The following is a 25,921-nucleotide window of genomic DNA, read 5'->3' as shown; positions in this document are numbered from 1 at the left end:
CCCTGACTGGAATGACTATGAAGCAGTTACTCGATTTTCTCCCTTTGGTGGTCTTTTTCATCTTCTACAAGCTGTACGACATCTTTGTTGCCTCAGGCGCGCTGATTGTCGCGACCGGTCTGGCTTTAGTGGTCAGCTGGTTGCTCTATCGTAAGCTGGAGAAGATGACCATTTTCACCTTTGTGCTGGTCGCCGTATTTGGCACGCTGACCCTGGTGTTCCACAACGATGAATTTATTAAGTGGAAAGTGACGGTAATCTACAGTCTGTTTGCCGTTGCGCTGCTCTACAGCCAGTGGTTTATGAAGCAGACGCTGATCCAGAGCATGCTGGGCAAAGAGTTACAGTTGCCCGATCCGGTCTGGCGTCGGCTTAACACTGCCTGGGCGCTTTTTTTCCTGGTCTGCGGCCTGGTGAATATCTACGTTGCCTTTTGGTTATCTCAGGCGTTTTGGGTTAACTTTAAGGTGTTTGGTCTGACCGGCCTCACCTTACTGTTTACCCTGATTAGCGGGCTCTACATCTGGCGACAGATGCCGCAACAACAACAAAAATAATCACTCTGCCCGGTACGCCGGGCATTTTTTTAGCGATCACCTGCAGAAGAAATGAAAGCAATGGGCGAAAAACATAAATTGCCGCAAGGCGAAATGGTGTTACGTACGTTAGCCATGCCAGCAGACACCAACGCCAACGGCGATATCTTTGGCGGCTGGCTGATGTCACAGATGGATATGGGCGGAGCCATTCTGGCTAAAGAGATTGCTGAAGGCCGGGTCGTGACGGTGCGGGTTGATGGCATGTCCTTTCTGAAACCGGTGGCGGTGGGCGACGTGGTTAGCTGTCATGCGCGCTGTATCCGTACTGGTAACAGCTCAATGACCATCAATGTCGAAGTCTGGATCAAGAAGGTGTCGTCTGAACCGATTGGTCAGACCTACTGTGCCACCGAAGCGGTCTTTATCTATGTCGCGGTAGATAATGACGGCAATTCGCGTCCATTACCTGCCGGGCGTGCTAACCAGCAACCCAGCGACTAGCCGGACATCTGGCGGTCAGGCACAGTGTCACTGACCGCCAGCTTTTTTATTCGATGCTGGCACCGCCACTCATCTTGAAGACAACGTTCATGGTCACCTGTCCCGGACGACCGCTCTGGTAACGCCACTGCTTCATCGACTCCTTGACTGCCCGTTCAAACATATTGCGGGGTTCCGCAGAGAGGACCTGAATATTCTCCACCCGTCCCTCGCTGTTCACATCAAATTTCACCCGCACCCGACCCTCAATGCGAAGCGCTCGTGCACGCTGTGGATAGCCTGGCTTGCTGACGCTCAGCGCTTTCGGCCCGCCTGAAGCCGTCTGGCTCGCTGACGGCGTCGATTTCGGCGCAGTTGTCGGCTTGTTCTGAGTCGCCGGCAGGTCCTGTTTAAACGGATCGGCCTGCGGTTTGCTCTCCTGACGCGGTTTTACCTCGCGTTTAGGTTGCTCACGTTTATGTTCCGGCTTGGGTTTCGGTTTGGGTTTTGGCTTAGGTTCTGGCTTAGGAATCGGTACCGGTTCCGCCTTAGGCGGTTCCGGAGCGGGCTGAGGTTCAGGGACCGGTTCCGGTTCTGGCTGCGGTTCAGGTTGCGGCGCCGGTGGTTCAACCACGGCTGGGGCAGGTTGTGGCTGAACTTCAGGAGCGACAAGGCTGACACTGATAGGCTGCGACGCCTTAGGCACTTCAGTCACCTGATGGAATGAGGCGTAAAGAATTCCGGCAATGACGGCACCATGCAAAGCGACAGACAATAACATGGAGACAGGCGTGCGTTTGGGTAATGGCATAGTCAGCGTGGTCATAACAGTCGCAGTCATTAAATGAAGAGCCGATTTTAAATGCAAATAGCAATCAGTTTCAATAACTCCCGCCATCTCACCGAAAGAAAAGCGCTTTTTAGCCCTTTATGCTGAGCCGTCAACGGGTCAGAGGTTTCGTTTGCACTCTGATAAGCAATCCCTTAACGTGTTGCGAAATTCTGAAGAGTTAATGGGAGCTCCCAAGTGCTTTACGTCATTTATGCAGAAGACACCGCAGATTCACTGGAAAAACGTAATGCCGTGCGCCCTGCCCATCTGGCGCGCCTGAAACTACTGCATGAAGAAGGACGCCTGATCATTGCGGGTCCGATGCCTGCCGTCGACAGCAACGATCCGGGCGTGGCCGGCTTTACCGGTTCAACCGTGATTGCCGAGTTCCCGTCACTTGAAGCGGCACAATCCTGGGCAGAAGATGATCCCTATATTGCCGCTGGCGTTTATAAACAGGTGGCCGTTAAACCGTTCAAACGCGTTTTCTGATCGCGAATGCGCGCTGATAAATGGCTTCGGTGCGGCGCACCGGGGCCTTTTTTGTTTTTCGGGTAAAGCAACGATGCAAATGATCATTCTGGCGCTGCTGGTGCCGATCGTGGGGCTTATCGCGACCGCCCTTTACTTTTGGCGCAGCCAGGGCTGGCGCAATAAAAAACATCTGATTGTGATGTTAATTGTGCTGGCAGCGGTGCTGCAACTGGTGAACATGATCCTGATGATGCGGGTTGAATCTGGTGCAGCGGGCTGAAGAGATCAGCCGTTACGCGTTAAAAAAAACCGCCCACCGGCGGTTTTTTTACTGGTAAGGCACAGCGATGGCGTTAATCAAAGACGTTATTGATGATCGCGGTGACCACCGCCGTACTTAGCGCAATCAGTACCAGGTTATCCCCCACCATTTTCCATTCGTAACCGGGATAAGAAGGCAGACCCTCCAGCATACCGCGCGGCACCGAGCGTTTAGCGATACCAGGCGGCAACGGTTTACCGCGCGCGAGATTTTTAGCAATTCCCGGCGGCAAAGAGGAGTAGCCGGTCAGCCCCTGCTGTCTGGCCAGATCACGCGCGAATGAATAACTGATGTCGGTTTCTGCCCGCCAGGGATCGCCGCCCTTATTCTTTTTACCCTGTGACTTATCGTGTTTCCCCTCGCCCTTATTGCCATGCCCTTGTGCATGACCATTGCCCTTTCCATTGCCGTTGCCGTTACCATTGCCTGGATTGGCCAGCAGCGCCGGTGAGGTGAACAGCAAACAGAGGGTTAATGCGATGACGCCAGACCTTGCCAGATTTTTCATTGTCCTGCTCCCAAAGGTATTCGATTTAAATTTAACCCTGGACCTGAAAAGCGGCAATCTGGCGAGTTCTTAAAAGCGTCCTGACACGCAAAATTGAGGGTCACCGACACTCAACGCTCGCCCCACAGGCAGAAGTCCACGGAATAACGGATAGCGCCACAGGCTGCCTCCGCCTCGACGATACAGCTACGCTAAACAATAGCCGAAGCGCAAGCCGGTATACCTCGTCTGATTTCAGGGCGACAGGCCATAATCTGGGATCAGCAGGGTTCAGTCGCTGGTTAAAAATGTAAATTTTTTTGACCTGATCGCTCAGGTATTCTTGACTGAAAAGACTTATCACCCCAACAGGAGAGGCCGTCATGACCGAATTACTGCATATCATGTCTGTCAGCGCGATTGTTGCAGGCATCTATTTACTGGACTGATCCTGTGCGGATTCGGGCGGGAAAAACGAAAGCCCTGCCGGGCTGGCAGGGCTTCGATCTTCCGTGAGGGATGAATGATTGGACCACGAAAAACGATCACGAAAGATGGCTATTTTCTATAAAAAGCCCGCGCGGTTGTCAAGCATGCCAGAGGCGTTCATCACCGCGCTGTGCGGCTGATTTCAGGCGACGCACAACGACTGCGGCTCTGTTTAGTTGCGATCCAGCAGCAGCCCAATCAGTGCATGATAATGATGCTCTTCTTCTGCACTGGTTACCGTCTGTAAACGGCTCACCAGTCGGGTGCAGATGGCCTTACGGTTAAGACTGCGACCTGAACGCACGATCTCTGTCACCACAGCGCCCAGAATGGCCTGTTGCGCTGGCAGGGCCGCACTGCTGAGATAAGCGGAGATATCAGAAACTGAGGCCGGAATTCTTACGTTGGCTTGCATGGTCAACCCTCACAGAGTTCATTAGATGTCATAACCGATGCGATAAAGTTATACAACTAACCATTACTTGTACAGGTATTTGACCAGTAATTTACGCTAAATCCGTGGATAAGGTAATAATTTAAAGCCAAACAGTCACTTATGTAACTGTAAAGTTGTACAGCTTTGCCCATACTGAGCGTATAAGGCCAGATTAAGCCCCGTTACGGTGAGATTGACCCGGCACGCAGCGAAAAATGTTGCGCCATCAGACATTTTTTTTAGGATAAACAGGAATTATCTCTTATCGCTGTCTACATTTATGACTTCTTTATTACACCTCTGAAGCTCAGAATGAACGCTACAGCACAGTCGCAGGCTCATTATGCATAAAACTTATAATATTCAGGGCGCCTCAACTTTAGTCGATCAGCTGTTATCACGGGTGCAGGCGATTGCCGATCCGAAAACCGAAGTGTTGAGTGGCTATCCGGCAAACTGCTCTGCCTGGTTAACCATCTATTATCATCGCAAAACGGGCAAGTGGTCTTTTGAGTGGTATGACCGCGCCGGTTGCCGCCGTCCTGTTGGGCTGGGTAGCCCGGCGGATTGCCTGATGCGTGAGGTGAGCGATCGCGGTGCCTCGCAACAGGAACATCTGCAGGCGCGCGACTTTCTGGCCGATCTGGGATTTTTCGAAGCCTGATTCCGCCAGCGTCTTACCGCGCTGGCGAATAGGGGCCGCTGCCGGCAGCAGCCCGTTACGCAGTACTAAATATGCTGCGTAATAAACAGGATGGAGCGACGCTGCTGCTGCGCCAGCTGATGGCGAATGCTGTGAATGCGTTTATAGCGTCGTGACTGCCCTTCCAGCCAGCGTGAACGGCGTCGTTGTACCTGGCGTAACATTCTCCAGCGCGCCACTTCATTTCTGCTTCGTCTCATCACTTCCTCTCTGACATCGAATTCACGCGCACGCATTATAAAGATCTTATCGCCAATGCCAAATCGGATCTGATCGTTATGGCACAGGATAAAGGGTTTCGCTGACCGTGATCTGCACGTAAACTTGCCAGACGAAAGCGCGAACGGGATGTCCACTTAATGACCACTTTTTACACCCTGATCAGCTGGTTACTGCTGTTTGGCTACTGGCTACTGATCGCCGGTGTCACGCTGCGAATACTGATGAAGCGTCGTGCCGTGACCTCGGCAATGGCCTGGCTGCTGATTATCTATATTCTGCCGCTGGTGGGGATTATCGCCTACCTGTCGTTTGGCGAACTGCATCTGGGTAAACGTCGCGCAGAACGGGCTCGTACCATGTGGCCATCGACGGCCCGCTGGATGACCGATCTGAAGCAGTGTCGTGAAATCTTTGCCACTGAACACAGCGATGTCGCCCGTTCGCTGTTCGAACTCTGTTATCACCGTCAGGGCATCGCCGGGGTGAAAGGTAATCAACTGCAGCTGCTCACCAGCGCCGATGATGTAATGCAGGCGCTGATTCGGGATATCCAGCTGGCGCGGCATAATATCGAGATGGTGTTCTATATCTGGCATCCCGGCGGGCTGGCGGATGAAGTCGCCGAGTCGCTGATGGCCGCCTCACGCCGCGGCGTCCACTGCCGGCTGCTGCTCGATTCGGCCGGCAGCGTGACCTTTTTCCGCAGCCCGTGGGTTGGCATGATGCGCAATGCAGGCATTGACGTGGTTGAAGCGTTACAGGTCAGCCTGCTGCGCGTCTTCCTGCGCCGGATGGATCTGCGCCAGCATCGAAAAATTGTCTTAATCGATAACTACATCGCCTATACCGGCAGCATGAACCTGGTGGACCCCCGCTTCTTCAAACAGAGCGCGGGCGTCGGTCAGTGGATCGACCTGATGGCGCGAATGGAAGGTCCGGTCGCCACCGCCATGGGAATTGTCTTTAGCTGCGACTGGGAGATTGAGACCGGAAAACGCATTCTTCCGCCGCCGCCCGATCGCAATATTATGCCGTTTGAGCAGGAGAGCGGCCATACGGTGCAGGTGATCGCCTCCGGTCCCGGCTTCCCGGAAGATATGATCCACCAGGCGCTGCTGACGGCGGTCTATTCCGCCCGTGAGCAGTTGATCATGACCACGCCCTACTTCGTGCCAAGCGACGACCTGCTGCACGCCATCTGTACCGCAGCGCAGCGCGGGGTGAATGTCAGTATTATTGTCCCGCGCCATAACGACTCCCTGCTGGTAGGCTGGGCCAGCCGCGCCTTCTTCAGCGAACTGCTGGAGGCGGGCGTGAAAATTTATCAATTTGAAGATGGACTGCTGCATACCAAAAGCGTCCTGGTTGATGGACAACTCAGCCTGGTCGGCACGGTAAATCTTGATATGCGCAGCCTGTGGCTCAATTTTGAGATTACACTGGTGGTAGACGATGCCGGATTTGGCAGCGATCTGGCCTGTGTGCAGGATGACTATATTGCCCGTTCACGCCTGCTGGATGGCCAGCGCTGGTCAAAACGTGCCTGGTGGCAGCGCATCGTCGAACGACTGTTTTACTTCTTCAGCCCTTTACTGTAAAACGAGCCAGATTGTGTAAACGGCCTCAGGCAGACAGGACAGACCATGGATTTAAACAACCGCCTTACTGAAGACGAAACGCTGGAACAGGCTTACGATATTTTTCTTGAGCTGGCAGGCGATAATCTCGATCCGGCAGATATCATCCTTTTTAATCTGCAGTTTGAAGAGCGCGGCGGTGCCGAGCTGTTCGATCCGTCAGAAGACTGGAAAGATCACGTCGACTTCGATCTGAATCCTGACTTTTTTGCGGAAGTGGTGATTGGGCTGGGTGAAGCGGATGGTGAGCCGATTAACGACGTCTTTGCACGCGTGCTGCTGTGCCGTGAAAAAGACCACAAGCTGTGCCATATCCTGTGGCGTGAATAGTCGTCACCGTGATAAAAAACGCCGGGCAATTGCCCGGCGTTTTGCTTTATAACGGATCGACTTTCAGGCAGGAGACCGCATGGCGGAAACTGCCTTCCAGCAGCGGCCGGGTTTTGGCGCACTCCGGACCGGCAATCGGACAGCGGGTGCGGAATACGCAGCCCGACGGTGGATTGATCGGTGACGGCAGTTCCCCTTCCAGCAGCTGGATCTGCTTATTCTTTTCCAGATCCGGATCGGGAATCGGCACCGCCGACATCAGCGCTTTGGTGTAGGGATGCTGCGGATTGCTGTAAACCTCGCTGTAGGTGCCCAGCTCGACCGCATGACCGAGATACATCACCAGCACGCGGTCAGAGATATGTTTTACCACCGCCAGGTCGTGGGCAATAAAGATCAACGACAGCCCCATCTCGCGCTGCAGCTGCTGCAGCAAATTAACCACCTGCGCCTGAATCGACACGTCGAGCGCTGACACCGGTTCATCACAGATAATCAGCTTCGGCTCCAGAATCAGCGCACGTGCGATACCAATACGCTGGCACTGGCCGCCGGAGAACTCATGCGGATAGCGGTTGATCAGGTTGGGCAGCAAGCCGACCTTCATCATCATATTTTTAACGCGATCTTTGACTTCCTGACGCGCCATTTTCGGATGATAGGTCCGCAGCGGTTCCGCAATGATATCGCCGATAGTCATGCGTGGATTGAGCGAGGCCAGCGGATCCTGGAAAATCATCTGGATGTCGCTGCGCGCCTTGCGCCACTCCTCTTCGCTCTGCCCCAGCAGATCGCGTCCCAGCCACGCCACCCGACCCTCAGTGGCTTTCACCAGGCCGATGATGGCGCGGGCCAGCGTCGATTTACCGCAGCCTGACTCGCCAACCACACCCAGCGTTTCCCCTTCATACAGACGCAGGCTGACGCCATCCACCGCTTTCAGGGTCTTTGACGGCTGCCAGAACCACTGCTTGCCATCTTTAATATCGAAATGCACCTTGAGGTCGGCGATTTCCAGTAACACTCTTTTTTCCGCTACGGCGCTCATACTAATTCCTCCACCGGCTTAAAGCAGGCACGTAAACGCCCATCGCCGAACGGTTCCAGCGGCGGCGCTTTGGCACAGATATCCATCGCGTGTGGACAACGCGGCTGGAACGGGCAGCCCACCGGCAGACGCAGCAGGTTCGGCGGATTACCCGGAATGGTGGTCAGGCTCTCCCCTTCGGCATCCAGCCGCGGCACCGCATTCAGCAGGCCGATAGAGTAAGGATGCGCCGGCTGATAGAAGACGTCACGGGCGCGACCATACTCCATGGTGCGTCCGGCATACATCACCAGTACCTTGTCGCAGATCCCGGCAACCACCCCCAGATCGTGGGTGATCATGATGATGGCGGTGTTGAACTCGCGCTTGAGGTCGTTGAGCAGCGTCATGATCTGCGCCTGTACCGTCACGTCGAGCGCGGTAGTCGGTTCATCGGCGATCAGCAGCTTTGGCCGGCACAGCAGCGCCATGGCGATCATCACGCGCTGGCGCATCCCGCCGGAAAACTCATGCGGATACATTTTCATGCGCTTACGCGCTTCGGGCATTTTTACCGCATCCAGCATTCTCACCGACTCTTCAAATGCCTGGGCGCTGTTCATGCCCTTGTGCAGCTTCAGCACTTCCATTAACTGCTCGCCGACCCGCATGTAAGGGTTAAGCGAAGTCATCGGGTCCTGGAAGATCATCGCAATCTGCTCGGCTCGCAGCCGGTTGAGCTGGTTCTCGGGCAGATTCAGGATCTCTTTACCATTGAACAGCGCAGAGCCGCCAATGCGGCCATTTTTCGCCAGCAGCCCCATCAGGGCGAACGCGGTCTGCGACTTGCCGGAACCGGATTCACCGACAATGCCCAGCGTCTCACCGGCACGCAGCGAAAAGTTAAGATCGTTGACGGCGGTGACATCGCCGTCGTGTGTGCCGAAGGTGACACGTAAATCTTTCACCTGCAGTAACTGATCGCTTCCCGCGCGGGCCGCCATTGCTGGCTGAAATTCATGAATGGTCATCGGGAAACTCCTTAGCGATCTTTCGGGTCGAGGGCATCACGCAGGCCATCGCCGATAAAGTTGAAACAGAACAGCGTCACGACCAGAAAACCGGCCGGATAGAGCAGTAACCACGGCGACACTTCCATCGAGTTCGCGCCGTCGCTGAGCAGTGCGCCCCAGCTACTCAGCGGCTCCTGCGTCCCCAGGCCAAGGAAGCTCAGGAAGGATTCAAACAGAATCATGCTCGGCACCAGCAGCGAGGCGTAAACCACCACCACGCCCAGCACGTTCGGCACGATGTGGCGCAGCACGATTTTCCAGGTGGAGACGCCGCCAACGTGGGCCGCTTCAATGAACTCTTTGCGCTTCAGGCTCAGGGTCTGTCCACGCACGATACGCGCCATATCGAGCCACGACACCATGCCGATAGCGGCAAAGATCAGCAGGATATTTCGGCCAAAGAAGGTCACCAGCAGGATAACGAAGAACATAAACGGGAACGAGTTGAGGATCTCCAGAATACGCATCATCACCGAGTCGGTTTTGCCGCCAAGGTAGCCAGCAACGGAACCGTACAGGGTACCGACGATCACCGCGATCAAGGCGGAAGCCACACCGACCATCAGTGAAATCCGGCCGCCAATGGCGACCCTGACCAGCAGATCGCGCCCCGAGGAGTCGGTGCCAAACCAGTGCCCGGACGTGGTATCCGGCGCAGCGGACATCATGGCCCAGTCCGTGTCGTCGTAGGTGAACTGTGACAGCATCGGCGCAATGATCACAAACAGCGTAATCAGCAGCAGCACCAGCAGGCTGAGTGAGGCCGCACGGTTATGGATAAACCGACGACGGGCGTCCTGCCACAGACTGCGCCCTTCCACTTCCAGCTTCTCACTGAACGCATCCAGAGCTTCGCTGTTTTTCTTACTTAACATCATGGCGAACTCCGCAATCAGTAACGAATTTTCGGATCGATGACGGCATACAGCACGTCAACAATCGCGTTAAACAGAATGGTCAGTAACCCCACCAGAATGGTCAGGCTCATCACCAGTGAGTAGTCGCGGTTCAGCGCGCCGTTCACGAACAGCTGACCAATGCCCGGCAGACCGTAGATCGACTCAATCACCATCGATCCGGTGATAATGCCGACAAAGGCCGGTCCCATATAGGAGATGACCGGCAGCAGCGCAGGTTTCAGCGCGTGGCGCAGCACGATGCGGCGCAGCGGCAGCCCTTTTGCACGGGCGGTGCGGATAAAGTTGGAGTGCATCACTTCAATCATCGATCCGCGGGTAATACGCGCGATGCTGGCGATATAGGCCAGTGACAGCGCGACCATCGGCAGCAGCATGTAGTTCCACTGTCCGCCATTCCAGCCTCCGCCGGGCAGCCATTTCAGGGTGATGGCGAACACCAGCACCAGCAGCGGCGCCACCACGAAACTCGGTATCACCACGCCGGTCATTGCCACCCCCATCACCGCGAAATCCCACAGGCTGTTCTGTTTCAGCGCAGCAATAACCCCGGCAGTGACCCCCAGCACCACCGCCAGCAGAAAGGCGGCCAGACCGAGTTTGGCTGAAACCGGAAACGCATGGGCAACCAGATAGTTAACCGAATAATCTTTGTATTTAAATGAGGGGCCGAAATCGCCGTGCGCCAGCTGCACCAGGTAATCGACATACTGCTTACCAATCGGATCGTTGAGGTGATATTTCGCCTCAATGTTAGCCATGACTTCCGGCGCAAGGGTGCGCTCACCGGTAAAAGGACTACCGGGTGCCAGTCGCATCATAAAGAAGGAGATGGTAATCAGAACGAACAGCGTCGGGACCGCTTCAAGCAAGCGACGCAGGATGAATTTTAACATTGCCGTACCTACCAGGCTGTTGCTTCACAACAAATAAAAAAACGTAAAGGCGGCGCAGACGCGCCGCCACTGTCGATAGCCTGTGTGCTATTAGTGTTTAATGATGTAGAAGTTCTTATCGAGCGTTTTATCCAGCGGATCTTTGCCGTTATAACCGCCGACATACGGTTTCACCAGACGTGTATTCACGTAGTAGTAAACCGGTACGATGGTGCTGTCTTTATCCAGGATCTGCTCGGCTTTCTGATACTCCACCGCACGGGCTTTTTCATCGGCTGCCTTAATCGCCCCACGCACCACTTTATCGTACTCGTCGCTCTTATAGTGCGAGGTGTTACTGCTGCTGTTGGAGACCATAGTATTCAGGAAGGAGGTCGGTTCGTTGTAGTCCGCACACCAGGCCGCGCGTGAAACATCGAAGTTACCCTGATGACGGGTATCCAGGAAGGTTTTCCACTCCTGGTTTTCCAGCTTGATGTTCACACCGATGTTTTTCTTCCAGATCGACGAGGCGGCAATGGCCAGCTTCTTATGCAGATCGGAGGTGTTGTAGAGCAGGTTAAAGGTCAGCGGTTTGTCGGCAGTATAACCCGCTTCAGCTAACAGCTTTTTCGCCTCTTCATTACGTTTGTCCTGCGACCATTTGAACCAGTCTGGTGGCAGAATATCCATGCCGTCGGTGGATGGCGGCGTGTAGCTGTAGGCGGGTATCTGACCCTGCGCCAGCACCTTATTCACCATGATGTCACGATCCAGACCCAGCTTCAGGGCGGCGCGCACGCGCGGATCGGTGAAAGGTGCTTTCTGATTGTTAATTTCGTAGTAGTAGGTGCAGAGGTAAGGATCGACGTGCAGCTCTTTACCGTTGTCACGCTGTAACTTTTTAAACAGCTCAATCGGCAGGTTGTTATAGGTCATGTCGCTGCCGTTCTCGGAGAAGTAACGGTTAACGTCGCTGACTTCAGAACTGATTGGCAGGAAGGTGACTTTGTTCAGCACGGTGTGTTCGTTGTCCCAGTAGTTCGGGTTACGCACCAGGGTGATACGCTCGTTAATTACGTGCGCGTCCAGTTTAAAAGCGCCGTTGCCGACCCAGTTCTGTGGCTGGGTCCACTGATCGCCAAACTTCTCAATTGCCGGTTTGTAAACCGGTGACATGACGGAGTTGATCAGCAGCTTATCAAAATAGGGAACCGGCTCACTCAGGGTGACTTCCAGCGTGTGATCATCAATGGCTTTGACGCCCAGATCGGTAATCGGTTTTTTACCGGCGATGATCTCATCGACATTCAGGATATGACCATATTGCGGATAGCTGGCGTAAGGTGAGGCGGTTTTCGGATCGACCAGGCGCTCCCAGCTGTAGACGAAGTCCTGCGCAGTGACCGGCTCGCCATTGGACCATTTCGCATTTTTGCGCAGATGGAAAGTCCACACTTTAAAATCTTTGTTTTCGTAACTTTCCGCCACGGCGGGGACCGGTTTGCCGTTGCTGTCATTGACCAGCAGACCTTCGTAAAGATCGCGCGCTACGTTATCTTCCGGTACGCCTTCAATTTTGTGCGGATCAAGCGACTGCACCTCATCGCCATTGCCGCGAACCAGTTCCTGTTTTGCGGCCAGCTCAACGCCCGCAGGCACCGTTGCCGCTAAAGCTGCATTCCCAGCCAGTGCACTGATTGCAGCGAAGACGCCCGCTGCAATCAGGCTTTTTTTCGTGATGTTGTTCATTATTACACTCCAGTTTTATTATCGTCACCGGGGCGATTAGCTGCCCCGGCGTCCCCCGTCTCGGGATCCCCGGCTGGTTAACCTGAGGATAGTGACCGCATTACGTGGTCTGCACGATCGCGCGCTCCCCGGCTGTCTCGCCGGGTAAGCGTGCGGCTCAGTGTTGTTTGATGAAATAGTATTTCAGGTCTGTCATGTCCTGCGGGTCTTTGCCCGTAAAGCCGCCAACCCAGGGCTTCACCAGGCGCACACTCACGCGGTAGTAAACTGGCACAATTGGTGAGTCTTTGTCGAGTTGAGTTTCAGCCTGCTGATAGAGGCTGGCGCGCTGCGCGTCACTCCCGGCAGTCAGGGTCTCAGCCATCAGACGGTCAAACTCCGGGCTACTGTAAAACGCGGTATTGATCGAGGCGTTGCTGATCAGCATGTTGAGGAAGGTCGATGGCTCATTGTAATCGGCACACCAGGTAGCGCGAACCACGTCATACTGCGCCTGATGGCGGGTCTCCAGCAGGGTTTTCCACTCCTGATTCTGTAGCGTCACTTTCGCCCCAAGGTTCTTCTGCCACATGGAGGCAGCCGCGATCGCCTGGCGTTTGTTCTGATCGGAGGTGTTGTAGAGCAGCGTGAAAGTTAACGGATGGCTATCATCAAACCCTGCCTCTGCCAGTAACTTTTTCGCTGCCTGATTGCGCTGCGCCTGGCTCTCTTTGAACCATTCCGGTGGGGTTAAATTAATCCCGGCGGTAAAAGGTGGCGTCAGGCTATAGGCCGGAATCTGTCCCTGCCCCATGATCTTGTTGGCTATCACCTCGCGGTCGAGGGTCATCTTGATCGCGGCACGGACCCGCGGGTCGTTAAACGGCGGCTTTTTATTATTAATTTCATAGTAGAAAGTGCAGAGCAGCGGACTGACTTTGACCTGCTCGCCCAGCTCTTTCCGCAGTTTGCCGAACATTTCTGGCGGGATTACGCTGTTGGTCATGTCGGTGCCACCGCTGCGATAGCGATTGATATCGCTGTTCTCAGAGGCTATCGGCAGGAAGGTGCCCTGCTCAATCACCGTATGGCTGTTATCCCAGTAGTGTGGATTGCGCTTCAGCACAATTTTTTCGTTAACTATCCAGTCGCTCAGGGTATACGCGCCGTTGCCGACGTAGTGACCCGGCCTCGTCCAGGCCTCGCCCCACTGTTTGATCGCCGGGCCATAAACCGGCTTCATCGCGGTATGCGCCAGCATCGCCACCAGATAAGGCACCGGCTCGCTCAGGGTAATTTGCAGATGATGAGCATCCAGCGCCTTAACACCGAGCTGATCGGGTGACATTTTACCGGCCAGAATGGCGTCAATGTTGGCGAAGTGCGCCGCCTGTAAATAGCTGGAATAAGGAGAAGCGGTGTTGGGATCCGCCAGACGTCGCCAGCTATAGACGAAATCTTCGGCGGTGACGGGTTGGCCGTTGCTCCATTTCGCGTCATCACGCAGGGTAAAGGTCCACTGCCTTCCCTGCTGGTTTTGCCAGCTCTTCGCGACACCGGGCACCACGTTGCCGCTGTTATCGGTATTCACTAACCCATCGAGCAGGTTAAGAATGATATTGGATTCGGGCACGCCTTCGGTTTTATGGGGATCAAGTGACGCCACCTCAGTGCCGTTATTGATCACGATCTGCTGCTGCGGTGCCAGAGGGGTTCCGGACGGCACCGTAGCGGCGTAAGCCGGTGAAAAGGCGATTAACAACGTTAATGCAATTTTTGACCGTTGCTGCTGCAATTTTTTCATCCCAGTCATGCGAAAGCGCCAACCTTTTATTAAGTATCCCGATAGGCTTAAGCAAAAAGCGTTCTCACTTTGGGCTTTCGGTGAAAATTTTTACGTTGCGTCAAAAATTATCAGAAGCCGTTAATGGGCGCCAAAGCAAAATAGCTAAAATGTTAACTAATTCTCTTTTATCATGAGTTTTCTGGAAGCGGAAGTGTTAATTTTCAACCTGAAAATATCTTATCGGTTTGAAAAATAGAGATTTTAGATAAAAAACTCTGTTAGCAGGCGCAGACGGCGGCGTTAATGCGCCATTCTGGTACTTATTCGGAGGCAGTGCAAAGAGTCGAGATCAATGCACGCCCGTCAGCATAACGGGCGTGATTTGTCAGGCTAAGCGGTAAATATTAAGCAGATTATCATGTGAAAATCGTGACATTTTAATCGCATCAGCGGTGAGAATTGCGTCGGCCAGTAATGAAAGTGATAATCGGCTGAATCTATTAAGCCGGATGAATAATTGCTTTATTATGGTGCAATAAATCCGGAGTTTGCACCATAATGCGTCACACTTTCATTTCGCCCGCTGAAATAAGTGACCTGTTAATTCAGCAAACCGGGGAAAATGGCTTTCATCCCGGTGACCACAAACTCAATACCCAGCGCCATCAGCAACAGCCCCATAATACGGGTGATGACGTTGATACCGGTCTGACCCAGTACCCGAACCATCAATGGCGCGGCACGAAACAGGAGCCAGCAGCAAAAGGCAAACAACGCAATCGCCAGGCTGAACCCGAGCAGATTGAGCCAGCTGTGGTAGCGGGTACTCCAGACGATGGTCGAACTGATGGCACCCGGTCCGGCCATCAGTGGCAGCGCCAGCGGGACCACCCCGACGCTTTCGCGAATCGCGGTTTCTGATTTTTCCTGCTTATTCTGCTTATCTTCACCCAGCTTGCCGCTGATCATCGACATGGCAATAGTGACCACCAGGATGCCGCCAGCGATGCGGAACGAGTCAATCGAGATGCCGAAAATATGCAAAATCCCATCGCCGAGAAACAGCGACGTCCACAGAATGATCGCCACCGCGAGGTTAGCCGTCAGATTGGTTTTATTACGCTCAGTTACGCCCTGATAGCGGGTCATGCTGATAAAGACCGGAATAATCCCAACCGGGTTAACCAGCGCAAAGAGACCGACAAAAAATTTTATATAGCCTGATAAATCTAATAGCGCAGGGTTCACGACAGACTCCGTACCACGGGGGAGGAAAACGCGCCTAATGTAAGTGAAAACGCGCCCTGATGCCAGATGTGCAGACAGCTATTTATTCTGCCAATCGCCCTGCGTTTTAGCGCATTTTACCAGACAATAAAAAGCTGCTGGTTTTAGCCGCTGCAAGCCAGCTGCCCAGAGGCGTAACCGGTTTTAGCAAGCAGGCGCTGAAAAGTGCGGCTGAAAGGTGTCAGCTTGGGTTTAAATTGATCTGCATCAAAATTGCCCTACCTCAAACCAGGTAATCTTTTCGCAACGGAAGTATTAATGGTATCGATGTTCATCATCGCTGCTGTGAGAGCAGACTAGTTTAGTAAACAGTTGAAAATCCGGGCGTTCTGGCCCAATCCGACGCGCTAGCCAGGCGGGACTATACTCAGGACGCAGGATTGTTTACTAAAAAAGTTTAACTTCCTTCAGGAGAACACCATGGCCGTTACTAATGTCGCTGAACTTAATGCACTGGTTGAACGTGTAAAAAAAGCACAGCGTGAATACGCCAACTTTTCCCAACAACAGGTTGACGCCATTTTCCGTGCTGCCGCGCTTGCCGCCGCAGATGCCCGAATTCCCCTTGCTAAAATGGCCGTTGCCGAATCCGGCATGGGCATCGTCGAAGATAAGGTGATCAAAAATCATTTTGCTTCTGAATATATCTATAACGCTTACAAAGATGAAAAAACCTGCGGTGTGTTAGCCACCGACGACACCTTCGGTACCATCACTATCGCTGAGCCTATTGGTTTGATCTGCGGTATCGTTCCGACCACTAACCCCACTTCCACCGCCATTTTTAAAGCCCTGATCAGCCTCAAAACCCGTAACGGCATTATCTTTTCACCCCATCCTCGTGCCAAAGACGCCACCAATAAAGCGGCGGATATCGTGTTGCAGGCAGCCATCGCGGCCGGCGCACCTAAAGATATTATCGGCTGGATTGATGCCCCTTCGGTTGAGCTCTCTAATCAGTTAATGCATCACCCTGACATCAACCTGATTCTGGCAACCGGTGGTCCAGGCATGGTCAAGGCGGCTTACAGCTCCGGTAAACCTGCCATCGGTGTCGGTGCCGGTAATACACCTGTAGTGATTGATGAAACAGCCGATGTGAAACGCGCTGTCGCCTCTATCCTGATGTCGAAAACCTTCGATAACGGTGTGATCTGCGCCTCTGAGCAGTCAGTGATTGTGGTTGATTCGGCCTATGATGCGGTGCGTGAACGCTTTGCCAGTCACGGCGGCTATATGCTGCAGGGTGCTGAGTTAAGTGCAGTGCAGAACATCATTCTGAAAAACGGTGGCCTGAATGCCGCCATCGTCGGTCAGCCAGCGTTTAAAATTGCTGAGATGGCGGGCATTACCGTTCCTCCGAGCACCAAGATTCTGATTGGTGAAGTGCAGCTGGTGGACGAGTCTGAGCCTTTTGCCCACGAAAAACTGTCACCTACGCTTGCGATGTACCGGGCGAAAGATTTCCACGACGCGGTTAATAAAGCGGAAAAACTGGTGGCGATGGGCGGCATCGGTCACACCTCCTGTCTCTATACTGACCAGGACAACCAGACTGAGCGCGTGCACTATTTCGGCGACAAAATGAAGACCGCACGTATCCTGATCAATACCCCGGCTTCTCAGGGCGGTATCGGCGACCTCTACAACTTTAAACTGGCACCTTCTCTGACGCTGGGTTGTGGTTCATGGGGCGGTAACTCCATCTCTGAAAACGTCGGTCCGAAACATCTGATCAATACCAAAACTGTCGCCAAGCGAGCTGAGAATATGTTGTGGCATAAACTTCCTAAATCCATCTACTTCCGTCGGGGCTCTCTGCCAATTGCGCTGGAAGAAGTGGCTACGGATGGCGCCAAACGTGCGTTCATCGTCACTGACCGCTTCCTGTTCAACAACGGCTATGCAGACCAGGTGATCCGCGTACTGAAAGCGCACGGCGTTGAGACAGAAGTGTTCTTTGAAGTGGAAGCTGACCCGACGCTGAGCATCGTGCGTAAAGGCGCAGAGCAGATGAATAGCTTCAAACCTGACGTGATTATCGCGCTGGGCGGCGGTTCACCGATGGATGCGGCGAAAATCATGTGGGTGATGTACGAGCATCCGGAAACGCATTTCGAAGAGCTGGCGTTACGTTTCATGGATATCCGTAAACGTATCTACAAATTCCCGAAAATGGGCGTGAAAGCGCGCATGGTAGCGATTACCACTACCTCCGGTACCGGTTCAGAAGTGACGCCGTTTGCGGTCGTGACCGATGATGCTACCGGCCAGAAATACCCGCTGGCTGACTATGCATTAACCCCGGATATGGCGATTGTCGATGCCAACCTGGTGATGGATATGCCGCGTTCGCTCTGCGCTTTCGGCGGTCTGGATGCGGTTACTCACGCTCTGGAAGCCTATGTTTCAGTGCTGGCGAATGAATACTCTGACGGTCAGGCGTTGCAGGCACTCAAATTACTAAAAGAGAATCTGCCCGCCAGCTATGCTGAAGGTGCGAAAAATCCGGTAGCGCGTGAACGTGTGCACAATGCAGCCACCATCGCCGGTATCGCCTTTGCCAACGCCTTCCTTGGGGTTTGTCACTCCATGGCGCATAAACTGGGTTCAGAGTTCCATATCCCGCACGGCCTGGCTAACTCGCTGTTAATCGCCAACGTCATTCGCTACAACGCGAACGACAACCCGACTAAACAGACTGCTTTCAGCCAGTATGACCGTCCGCAGGCACGTCGTCGCTACGCAGAAGTGGCCGACCACTTAGGCCTGTCGGCACCGGGCGACCGCACCGCGCAGAAAATTGAAAAACTGCTGGCGTGGCTGGATGAGCTTAAAACCCAACTGGGTATCCCAACCTCTATTCGCGAAGCGGGTGTGGCAGAAGCGGACTTCCTGGCGAAAGTGGATAAGCTGGCAGATGATGCCTTTGATGACCAGTGTACCGGCGCTAACCCACGTTATCCGCTGATTGCTGAGCTGAAACAAATTATGCTGGACACCTATTATGGCCGCGAATTTGTTGAGCCCTTCTCCAGCGTCGCTGAAGCCGTGGCCGAACAGCCAGTTAAAGGCGTGAAAGTCGAGAAGAAAGCGAAAAAAGTCTGACCGATGCGTTCTGACCGATAAGTAAATAAAAACCCGCTGCGGCGGGTTTTTTTATGCCTGTCACCACACCATCAGTTGAGCGGTGTCTGAGCGCCATAGATCGCCTGCAACGACCCCTGCTCTATCGCCTGTTTGTAATGTTTGCGACACACCGAGATATAGCGTTCGTTGCCCCCAATCACCACCTGCTCTCCTTCGCTAAAGGGTTTACCCTCGCTGTCGAGCCGCAGCACCATGCTGGCTTTGCGGCCACAGTGGCAAATTGTCTTCAGCTCCACCAGCTTATCTGCCCATGCCAGCAGATACTGGCTACCGGTAAACAGCTCCCCGCGGAAATCTGTTCTCAGGCCATAGCAGAGCACCGGGATGTCGAGATTATCCACCACGTCGGACAGGGCTTTGACCTGCTCACGGGTCAGGAACTGACTCTCATCGACCAGCACGCAGTGAATAGCCTGCGCAGCATGCTCGCTGGCGATATCGCGGTAGAGCGACGTCTCTGCGTTATAGAGCAAGGCAGGCGACGAGAGACCAATGCGGGAGCTTACCGTGCCAGCGCCGAAGCGGTCATCAATTTCCGCGGTATAGACCAGCGTCCGCATACCGCGTTCCTGATAATTATAAGAGGACTGAAGTAAGGCGGTCGATTTTCCTGCATTCATCGCAGAGTAGTAGAAATAGAGTTGAGCCATAGCAGCGGGTTCTTCATCAGGACTAAACGGAATGGCGCGCATATTAGCATAAAGTGCCGCCAAACCGAGGGGATTGGCCGCTGAATAGTGATCAAACGGAGCCGCATTGCTGGCACCCCGTCGCCCTGCTGGCTTCACGGCGCGCAGCCGGGCTGGGTTTAGCCAGCCACCGCAGGCGGCAATTTTCACCCCCTTCATTAATGTATTACATTTACTTCTTTTAAAACCGGTGAAGAAATAGTCTTAAACAAGGAAAAAGTAAATTTCTCTGAAGCATGACTTTTGTTTCGACTCTATTTATATATTTACTGACGCTATATTTTTTAATTTGTGTTGAAGTTATTTATTACCGCCTCTACTATTGTCGGGCAAAACAACTTTTTTATTATTCAGAGACCAGGACAATGAGCGAAGCACTAAAAGTTCTTAATAATATCCGTACGCTGCGTGCCCAGGCCAGAGAGTATCCGGTAGACTCGCTGGAAGAGATGCTGGAAAAGCTTGAAGTGGTGGTAAAAGAACGCCGCGAAGAAGAGTCGCTGACTCAGGCGGAAAGTGCCGAGCGCGCACGTAAACTGAATCAGTATCGTGAAATGCTGCTGGCGGATGGCATTGACCCGAATGAATTGCTTAGCTCTCTGTCAGATATGAAGGGTGCAGGAAAAGGTAACCGTTCAGTACGTCCGGCAAAATATCATTACGTTGATGAAAAAGGCGAATCCAGAACCTGGACCGGTCAGGGCCGCACACCCGCCGTGATTAAAAAAGCGCTGGAAGAACAAGGCAAACAGCTGGACGACTTTTTACTTTAATATCCCTAACCTCGCTGAAAATCAGCGGGGCTGACGCTGAAGGTAATAAGCGTTAAGCGAAAAAAAAGGAAGCGCTGGCTTCCTTTTTTATTTTGCATCAGACCTGATAAAAATCCCGATACCAGTCAACAAAGCGCTTCACGCCCTCTTCCACGCTGGTCTGTGGCTTAAAGCCAATTGCCTTAAACAGCGCTTCCGTATCTGCGCTGGTCTCCAGCACATCACCCGGCTGCATCGGCATCAGGTTCTTGATGGCCGTAATACCCAGCGCTTTCTCGATGGCTTCAATATAGCTCATCAGCGTTACCGGCTGGCTGTTACCGATATTGTAGACGCGGTAAGGTGCCGAACTGGTGGCTGGCGAGCCGTTTTCGACCGTCCACTTTTCATCCGCCTCGGGAATAACATCCTGCAGGCGAACAATGGCTTCAGCAATGTCATCAATATAGGTGAAATCGCGTTTCATCTGGCCCTGGTTATAAACATCAATCGCTTCACCGGCAATCATCGCCCGGGTGAATTTAAATAATGCCATATCCGGCCGGCCCCACGGACCATAAACGGTAAAGAACCGCAGTCCGGTCGTCGGCAACTGGTAGAGATGCGAGTAAGTGTGTGACATTAACTCGTTGGCTTTCTTGGTCGCCGCATATAACGAGACCGGATGGTCAACGCTATCTTCGGTTGAGAAAGGCATTTTACGATTCAGGCCATAAACAGAGCTGGAAGAAGCATAAAGCAGATGTTCGATTTTATGATGGCGACAGCCCTCAAGAATGTTGAGGTGACCAATCAGGTTGGCATCGGCGTAGGCATGTGGGTTCTCGATGGAATAGCGAACGCCTGCCTGAGCGCCTAAATGAATAACGCGCTGGAATGAATGCTGCTGAAACAGTGACGCCATAGCGTCACGGTCAGCCAGATCCATTTCAATAAAGCTAAACGCAGGATCGGGTTTGATCAGGTTAAGGCGAGCATGCTTAAGATTTACGTCATAATAATCATTCAGGTTGTCGATTCCGACAACCTGGTGACCGGCAGCCAGCAGACGTTGGCTAACATGAAAACCAATAAAGCCTGCGGCGCCGGTGACCAGAAAGTTCATAAATCCCTCGTTAATTACGCAATTTGAATAGACGCTCCGCGGCCGATTGCATAATAAACGAATCCGCGTTTGCTGGTACGCTCTGGATCATACAGGTTACGACCATCAAAAATCACGGGTTCTTTCAGTGCATTTTTGATGACGTCAAAGTCAGGCGCACGGAAGTTTTGCCACTCCGTACAGATGACCAGGCCGTCAGCGCCCTGCAGTGCCGCTTCTTTGGTTCCCATCAGCTTCAGATCGCTGCGGTGACCGTAGATGCGCTGCGCTTCATCCATTGCTTCCGGATCGAACGCCTGAACAGAGGCACCCGCTTCCCACAGCGTTTCCATCAGTACACGGCTGGAGGCTTCACGCATATCGTCAGTATTCGGCTTGAATGACAGACCCCAGAGCGCAAATGTCTTGCCGCTCAGATCGTCACCGAAATGGCGCTTGATGAAGGTTGGCAGCTTGGTCTTCTGGCTGTCATTGACATCTTCCACCGCCTGCAGCAGGCGAGGTTTGTAGCCGATAGACTCAGCGGTACGGATCAGCGCCTGCACATCTTTCGGGAAACAGGAACCGCCGTAGCCACAGCCCGGATAGATGAAGTGGTAGCCAATGCGGGGATCGGAGCCGATACCCTGACGGACTTTTTCAATATCCGCGCCTAAGCGCTCAGCCAGGTTGGAGATCTCGTTCATAAAGCTGATTTTGGTCGCCAGCATGCAGTTCGCGGCGTACTTAGTCAGCTCTGCGCTACGGATATCCATCATGATCATACGATCGTGGTTACGGTTAAACGGCTCGTAGAGCTCGCGTAACAGTTCAACCACTTCGTCATTATCGGTGCCGACAACGATGCGCTCAGGACGCATGCAGTCATTCACTGCCGCGCCTTCCTTGAGGAATTCAGGGTTCGAGACCACATCAAAAGTGATGTTAGCATCACGCGCCTGAAGCGCTTCCGTCATCACAGCACGTACTTTGTCTGCTGTGCCAACCGGAACGGTTGATTTGTCGATAACCACTTTGTGATCGTTCATGTATTGCGCAATGGTGCGCGCTACAGCGGTCACATATTTCAGATCGGCAGAGCCGTCTTCATCCGGGGGCGTACCGACTGCAATAAACTGCATAACACCATGGTTTACGCCCATTTCAGCATCAGTGCTGAACTTGAGACGACCCGCTTCGTAATTTGACATTACCAGCGGCGTTAAACCTGGTTCGAAAATAGGAATGATGCCTTTTTTCAGATTTTCGACTTTCTTTTCGTCGACATCAATGCAGAGAACGTCATGTCCGACTTCGGCCAACACCGCAGCCTGAACCAGACCGACATAGCCGATACCAAATACAGTGACTTTCATCGAGTTATCCTGTGTTTATGAATTACTTTTTGTTGCCAACTGCGCCATCGAGCCATTCAGAAAAATCTTTGCCCAATACCGGATGACGAACACCGTACTCAACGAAAGCCTGCATGTAGCCCAGTTTGTTACCGCAGTCATGGCTCACACCTTTCAGGTGATAAGCTTCAACGGTCTCTTTTTCCATCAGCATAGCGATAGAGTCAGTCAACTGAACTTCGCCGCCTGCACCTGGAGGCGTTTTTGCCAGCAGTGGCCAGATGTCAGAGGAGAGAACATAACGACCCACAACGGCCAGGTTTGATGGCGCTTCTGTCGCTTTAGGCTTCTCAACCACACCGACCATAGGTGCGCTGTCGCCTGGGTTCAGTTCTGCGCCCTGGCAATCGACCACACCGTAAGCGGTTACGTCAGCAACCGGCTCAACCATGATCTGGCTGCGGCCAGACTCTTCATAACGGCTCAGCATCTCTGCCAGGTTATCTTTGGTTGGGTTAGATTCGTATTCGTCGATGATGACGTCTGGCAGGATGACCGCAAAGGGCTCATCACCGATCAGTGGGTGTGCACACATTACAGCGTGACCCAGACCTTTAGCGATGCCCTGACGGACCTGCATGATGGTGACGTGTGGCGGACAGATTGACTGGATTTCATCCAGCAGCTGACGCTTAACGCGTTTTTCCAGCATAGATTCCAGTTCGAAGCTGGTATCGAAGTGGTTTTCGATGGCGTTTTTAGAGGAGTGGGTCACCAGAACGATTTCGTTGATGCCCGCAGCAATACACTCGTTAACGACATACTGGATTAACGGCTTATCAACCAGCGGTAACATCTCTTTCGGAATCGCTTTAGTGGCTGGGAGCATGCGCGTACCCAGACCCGCTACCGGGATTACCGCTTTTTTTACTTTGGACTTATAGGCAGACATTAAGATACCTCTCTTATAGGCCGTTCAAGTTAATACTTGATATGTCGGTTTAAATTCGGAAATGAGTATATCAGTTAGTATCGAACGGATTTATCCTGGAAGAACTGAAACCGTCGAAATTAAGACTATTACCCAAGTGTAAAGCTAACTTCTGGCCCTGTCTCCAGCGCCAGATTAAATTAATTTTTGTGGTTTATTCTTCAGCCGATAACATCAGGCGAATGCGTCCGCCCGCGCCCCATACGTGGCATTGCCAGTTATCTGCGCGCTGGCTGATCTGGTTAAGATGGGTGCTTCCCATCGTGCCAAGCGGGACACCATTACTGAGCTGAATCTGATGGGCATGAACATGCAGCGTGGCGTTTAAACCGGCTGAAACCAGGATGAGATTTTTTAAACCACGATGGTAGTAACCCACCAGTAACGGGAACTGGCCGCTGAGGTTGGCCTGACGCAGCAGCAGATTGACCTGTCTGAGCAGACCATTGAGCTCCGGTAACCGCTGTTTTTGCCCTGACAACTGCTCCTGCAGCAAGCCATTGAACAGCGCCCGCAACAGAAGCGCAGCCAGCACACCATTGTCGCCAGCCCGGGTTACATCCAGACAGTAAAACGCCAGGTCTTTATCAGAGAGGGCTGCGATATCGAGCACCAGACCAGGCTGCTCGGCCATGGTGAGCTGACGATAGTTGACCCGACAGTTCGCAATGGTTTGTTGCACCGGCGGCTGGAGCTGCTTGAGCAACTTGGCGGCGGCTTTCGGATCGCGTACCAGCGCATCCCAGTCCTGGAACAGCTGCTCATCCTCCTCCACTTTAGAGGTGAACATTGAGGGATAGAGGCATTCATAGACCGCTTCACGGAAGCGTTCAAAATTTTTCAGTGGCTTGAGCAGCACATCCTGCACCCCAAGCCGCAGCGCATGCGCGATGTCGGACATGTTTTCAGTGGCCGAGATGATCAAAATGGGCACCGCATTGCCACGGGTACGGATATGCTCCACGAACTGAATGCCACTCATGCGCGGCATCTCCAGATCGCAAATTATCAGGTCGACAGTATGCTGCTGTAGTTGTGCAATTGCTTCCAGACCATCTTCCGCTTGTAACGTCACAGCACCCATCGATAACAAAAATTGGTCCAGCAACGAACGGAAAACAGCCTCATCTTCGACAATGAGTATCTTTTTGCCGATTAGTGGTTTTTCCATTCTTTCCCCCTGCGTACCAGATATTTCAATAGTGGTTCATAAAACGCAGTTGCGCCTTTCAGAATTGCCCGAAGTAACATCTGTGAATGAACAACCTGATTATCTGCCACGGACCAGTGGTAACAGTTCATCCATTTTCTTCTCAACGGCGGCCTTGCCTGCCTCGATAGCCTCTTCAGCCCGGTGAAAGTCCAGCGTCGAAATTTGCGGACAGACGGGCTGGATCAGGACATCGGGCGGATCGCCTGCCATACGATTTCGCTTCAGGCGATTTTCCAGCACCTGGATAGAGGTGGTCATAATCTCCATCGCTCCCGGTGTCTGGGACGCACGACGCTGGCTAAAATTCACCAGACGCTGTCTCAGCTTTCCGCTCCAGCTCAATGCCACCGCAGCGGCTTCTTCTTCACTGTTCTGAGGTGTCACGGAAAACAGATCCTGCTGCATCAGGTGCGCGTCATGCTGTAGATCAACGGCAATAACAATGTCTGCGCCCAGGGCGCGCGTTAACGAAACGGGCACCGGATTGACGACGGCGCCATCCACCAGCCAATACCCATTGTAGCCCACGGGCGGTAATAAGCCTGGCATACTACAGGATGCGCGCACCGCCTGATGTAAATCGCCTTCGGTCAGCCACAGTTCCCGACCGGTACTGAGGTTGGTGGCGACCACGCCAAAGGGTTTACCGCAGGTTTCAATGGTGTCGTTGGGGATTAACTGCCGGACATGATTAAACACCCGCTCGCCGCGCAACAAGCCACCGCGCTGCCACGACACATCCATCAGGCGAATGACATCCCAGTAGCGAAACGCGCTGACCCATTTTTCCATTAGCGGCAAGCGGTTATTGACATAGGCTGAGCCCACCAGCGCGCCGACGGAACAGCCAGCGACGACATCCACTTCAATTCCGGCGTGCTCAAGGGCTTTGATGACCCCGATATGCGCCCATCCTTTGGCCGCTCCAGAACCCAGAGCCAATCCAATTTTTACCTTTCTCATCTGTATCTGGTCCTGCCGTCAATACATAGCGTCACAACGTGGGGTCAGCTAACATA

The 25,921-nt window shown here is 53.2% G+C and carries 26 protein-coding genes; 9 read left to right on the top strand and 17 right to left on the bottom strand.

The genetic code is table 11. The annotated features are described in order from the left end of the window. Positions 1-17 precede the first annotated feature (17 nt). Entirely contained in the window at positions 18-557 is a 540-nt protein-coding gene (locus tag LZU96_RS09625) for a septation protein A (protein ID WP_233988042.1), read from the top strand. Between the two features lie 60 nt (positions 558-617). Then, positions 618-1,040 carry an acyl-CoA thioester hydrolase YciA gene (yciA, locus tag LZU96_RS09620; protein ID WP_094120552.1) on the top strand — a complete coding sequence of 141 codons (423 nt, stop codon included), beginning with the start codon at positions 618-620 and terminating at the stop codon, positions 1,038-1,040. A 46-nt stretch (positions 1,041-1,086) separates the two neighbouring features. On the opposite strand, the gene tonB is transcribed toward yciA, so the two are convergent. Beyond that, a complete protein-coding gene (gene tonB, locus LZU96_RS09615; RefSeq protein ID WP_233988041.1) occupies positions 1,087-1,845 on the bottom strand; it encodes a TonB system transport protein TonB in 759 nt (252 codons plus the stop codon). A gap of 201 nt (positions 1,846-2,046) precedes the next feature. Between tonB and LZU96_RS09610 the strand changes: the two genes are divergently transcribed. Continuing rightward, on the top strand, positions 2,047-2,343 hold the full coding sequence (locus tag LZU96_RS09610) for a YciI family protein (protein ID WP_233988040.1): 297 nt from the start codon (positions 2,047-2,049) through the stop codon (positions 2,341-2,343). 73 nt (positions 2,344-2,416) lie between these two features. Next, on the top strand, positions 2,417-2,605 hold the full coding sequence (locus LZU96_RS09605) for a hypothetical protein (protein ID WP_233988039.1): 189 nt from the start codon (positions 2,417-2,419) through the stop codon (positions 2,603-2,605). A gap of 73 nt (positions 2,606-2,678) precedes the next feature. Here LZU96_RS09605 and LZU96_RS09600 read toward each other — a convergent pair whose 3' ends face one another. Beyond that, positions 2,679-3,155 carry an anti-virulence regulator CigR family protein gene (locus tag LZU96_RS09600; protein WP_233988038.1) on the bottom strand — a complete coding sequence of 159 codons (477 nt, stop codon included), beginning with the start codon at positions 3,153-3,155 and terminating at the stop codon, positions 2,679-2,681. Positions 3,156-3,795: 640 nt separating this feature from the next. Then, the gene (gene ycgZ, locus LZU96_RS09595; RefSeq protein ID WP_233988037.1) at positions 3,796-4,038 is read right to left on the bottom strand and encodes a regulatory protein YcgZ; all 243 of its coding nucleotides are present in this window, start codon (positions 4,036-4,038) and stop codon (positions 3,796-3,798) included. Between the two features lie 364 nt (positions 4,039-4,402). On the opposite strand from ycgZ, the gene LZU96_RS09590 reads away from it, so the two are divergent. Beyond that, positions 4,403-4,723 carry a hypothetical protein gene (locus tag LZU96_RS09590; RefSeq protein WP_233988036.1) on the top strand — a complete coding sequence of 107 codons (321 nt, stop codon included), beginning with the start codon at positions 4,403-4,405 and terminating at the stop codon, positions 4,721-4,723. Between the two features lie 65 nt (positions 4,724-4,788). On the opposite strand, the gene LZU96_RS09585 is transcribed toward LZU96_RS09590, so the two are convergent. Continuing rightward, on the bottom strand, positions 4,789-4,962 hold the full coding sequence (locus LZU96_RS09585; protein WP_233988035.1) for a YciY family protein: 174 nt from the start codon (positions 4,960-4,962) through the stop codon (positions 4,789-4,791). Positions 4,963-5,121: 159 nt separating this feature from the next. Between LZU96_RS09585 and cls the strand changes: the two genes are divergently transcribed. Beyond that, entirely contained in the window at positions 5,122-6,582 is a 1,461-nt protein-coding gene (gene cls, locus LZU96_RS09580; protein WP_233988034.1) for a cardiolipin synthase, read from the top strand. Positions 6,583-6,627: 45 nt separating this feature from the next. Further along, complete coding sequence (locus tag LZU96_RS09575; protein ID WP_233988033.1) at positions 6,628-6,951, top strand: HI1450 family dsDNA-mimic protein; 324 nt, start codon at positions 6,628-6,630, stop codon at positions 6,949-6,951. Positions 6,952-6,997: 46 nt separating this feature from the next. On the opposite strand, the gene oppF is transcribed toward LZU96_RS09575, so the two are convergent. The 7 genes from oppF to LZU96_RS09540 all read right to left on the bottom strand — a co-directional run bounded on the left by oppF (position 6,998) and on the right by LZU96_RS09540 (position 15,608). Continuing rightward, on the bottom strand, positions 6,998-7,999 hold the full coding sequence (gene oppF, locus LZU96_RS09570) for a murein tripeptide/oligopeptide ABC transporter ATP binding protein OppF (RefSeq protein ID WP_233988032.1): 1,002 nt from the start codon (positions 7,997-7,999) through the stop codon (positions 6,998-7,000). Beyond that, positions 7,996-9,009 (bottom strand): ABC transporter ATP-binding protein, encoded by a 1,014-nt coding sequence (locus LZU96_RS09565; RefSeq protein ID WP_233988031.1) that lies wholly within the window; start codon positions 9,007-9,009, stop codon positions 7,996-7,998. Before LZU96_RS09565 ends, oppF begins: the two co-directional genes overlap by 4 nt. An 11-nt stretch (positions 9,010-9,020) precedes the next feature. Further along, positions 9,021-9,929, bottom strand: a complete 909-nt coding sequence (oppC, locus tag LZU96_RS09560) for an oligopeptide ABC transporter permease OppC (RefSeq protein WP_233988030.1) — start codon at positions 9,927-9,929, stop codon at positions 9,021-9,023. Positions 9,930-9,943: 14 nt separating this feature from the next. After that, positions 9,944-10,864 (bottom strand): oligopeptide ABC transporter permease OppB, encoded by a 921-nt coding sequence (gene oppB / locus LZU96_RS09555; protein ID WP_233988029.1) that lies wholly within the window; start codon positions 10,862-10,864, stop codon positions 9,944-9,946. A gap of 90 nt (positions 10,865-10,954) precedes the next feature. Beyond that, complete coding sequence (oppA, locus tag LZU96_RS09550) at positions 10,955-12,595, bottom strand: oligopeptide ABC transporter substrate-binding protein OppA (protein WP_233988028.1); 1,641 nt, start codon at positions 12,593-12,595, stop codon at positions 10,955-10,957. Positions 12,596-12,752: 157 nt separating this feature from the next. Further along, positions 12,753-14,378: an ABC transporter substrate-binding protein gene (locus LZU96_RS09545; RefSeq protein ID WP_233988027.1), complete on the bottom strand. Its 1,626-nt coding sequence runs from the start codon at positions 14,376-14,378 to the stop codon at positions 12,753-12,755. Between the two features lie 582 nt (positions 14,379-14,960). Next, complete coding sequence (locus tag LZU96_RS09540) at positions 14,961-15,608, bottom strand: YchE family NAAT transporter (RefSeq protein ID WP_233988026.1); 648 nt, start codon at positions 15,606-15,608, stop codon at positions 14,961-14,963. A 459-nt stretch (positions 15,609-16,067) separates the two neighbouring features. Here LZU96_RS09540 and adhE point away from each other — a divergent pair, with 459 nt between their 5' ends. Continuing rightward, positions 16,068-18,755 carry a bifunctional acetaldehyde-CoA/alcohol dehydrogenase gene (gene adhE, locus LZU96_RS09535; RefSeq protein WP_233988025.1) on the top strand — a complete coding sequence of 896 codons (2,688 nt, stop codon included), beginning with the start codon at positions 16,068-16,070 and terminating at the stop codon, positions 18,753-18,755. A gap of 71 nt (positions 18,756-18,826) precedes the next feature. On the opposite strand, the gene tdk is transcribed toward adhE, so the two are convergent. Beyond that, positions 18,827-19,447 (bottom strand): thymidine kinase, encoded by a 621-nt coding sequence (tdk, locus tag LZU96_RS09530; protein ID WP_094120539.1) that lies wholly within the window; start codon positions 19,445-19,447, stop codon positions 18,827-18,829. Positions 19,448-19,851: 404 nt separating this feature from the next. Between tdk and hns the strand changes: the two genes are divergently transcribed. After that, complete coding sequence (hns, locus tag LZU96_RS09525; RefSeq protein WP_233988024.1) at positions 19,852-20,259, top strand: histone-like nucleoid-structuring protein H-NS; 408 nt, start codon at positions 19,852-19,854, stop codon at positions 20,257-20,259. Between the two features lie 97 nt (positions 20,260-20,356). On the opposite strand, the gene LZU96_RS09520 is transcribed toward hns, so the two are convergent. The 5 genes from LZU96_RS09520 to rssA form a co-directional block, all read right to left on the bottom strand. Continuing rightward, positions 20,357-21,364, bottom strand: coding sequence for an NAD-dependent epimerase (locus LZU96_RS09520; protein ID WP_233988023.1), 1,008 nt, complete (start codon positions 21,362-21,364; stop codon positions 20,357-20,359). A gap of 14 nt (positions 21,365-21,378) precedes the next feature. Then, a complete protein-coding gene (locus LZU96_RS09515) occupies positions 21,379-22,719 on the bottom strand; it encodes a UDP-glucose dehydrogenase family protein (RefSeq protein ID WP_233988022.1) in 1,341 nt (446 codons plus the stop codon). Positions 22,720-22,741: 22 nt separating this feature from the next. Continuing rightward, positions 22,742-23,650: a UTP--glucose-1-phosphate uridylyltransferase GalU gene (gene galU / locus LZU96_RS09510; protein WP_094120536.1), complete on the bottom strand. Its 909-nt coding sequence runs from the start codon at positions 23,648-23,650 to the stop codon at positions 22,742-22,744. A 193-nt stretch (positions 23,651-23,843) separates the two neighbouring features. Further along, complete coding sequence (rssB, locus tag LZU96_RS09505) at positions 23,844-24,860, bottom strand: two-component system response regulator RssB (RefSeq protein WP_233988021.1); 1,017 nt, start codon at positions 24,858-24,860, stop codon at positions 23,844-23,846. Positions 24,861-24,959: 99 nt separating this feature from the next. Further along, positions 24,960-25,865 (bottom strand): patatin-like phospholipase RssA, encoded by a 906-nt coding sequence (rssA, locus tag LZU96_RS09500; RefSeq protein ID WP_233988020.1) that lies wholly within the window; start codon positions 25,863-25,865, stop codon positions 24,960-24,962. Between the last annotated feature and the right edge of the window lie 56 nt (positions 25,866-25,921).

The sequence above is a fragment of the Pantoea agglomerans genome (genome assembly GCF_021397715.1).
GTDB lineage: Bacteria > Pseudomonadota > Gammaproteobacteria > Enterobacterales > Enterobacteriaceae > Pantoea > Pantoea astica.
Note: the sequence above shows the minus strand (reverse complement) of the source record. Positions and strands in the feature narration are given on the sequence as shown.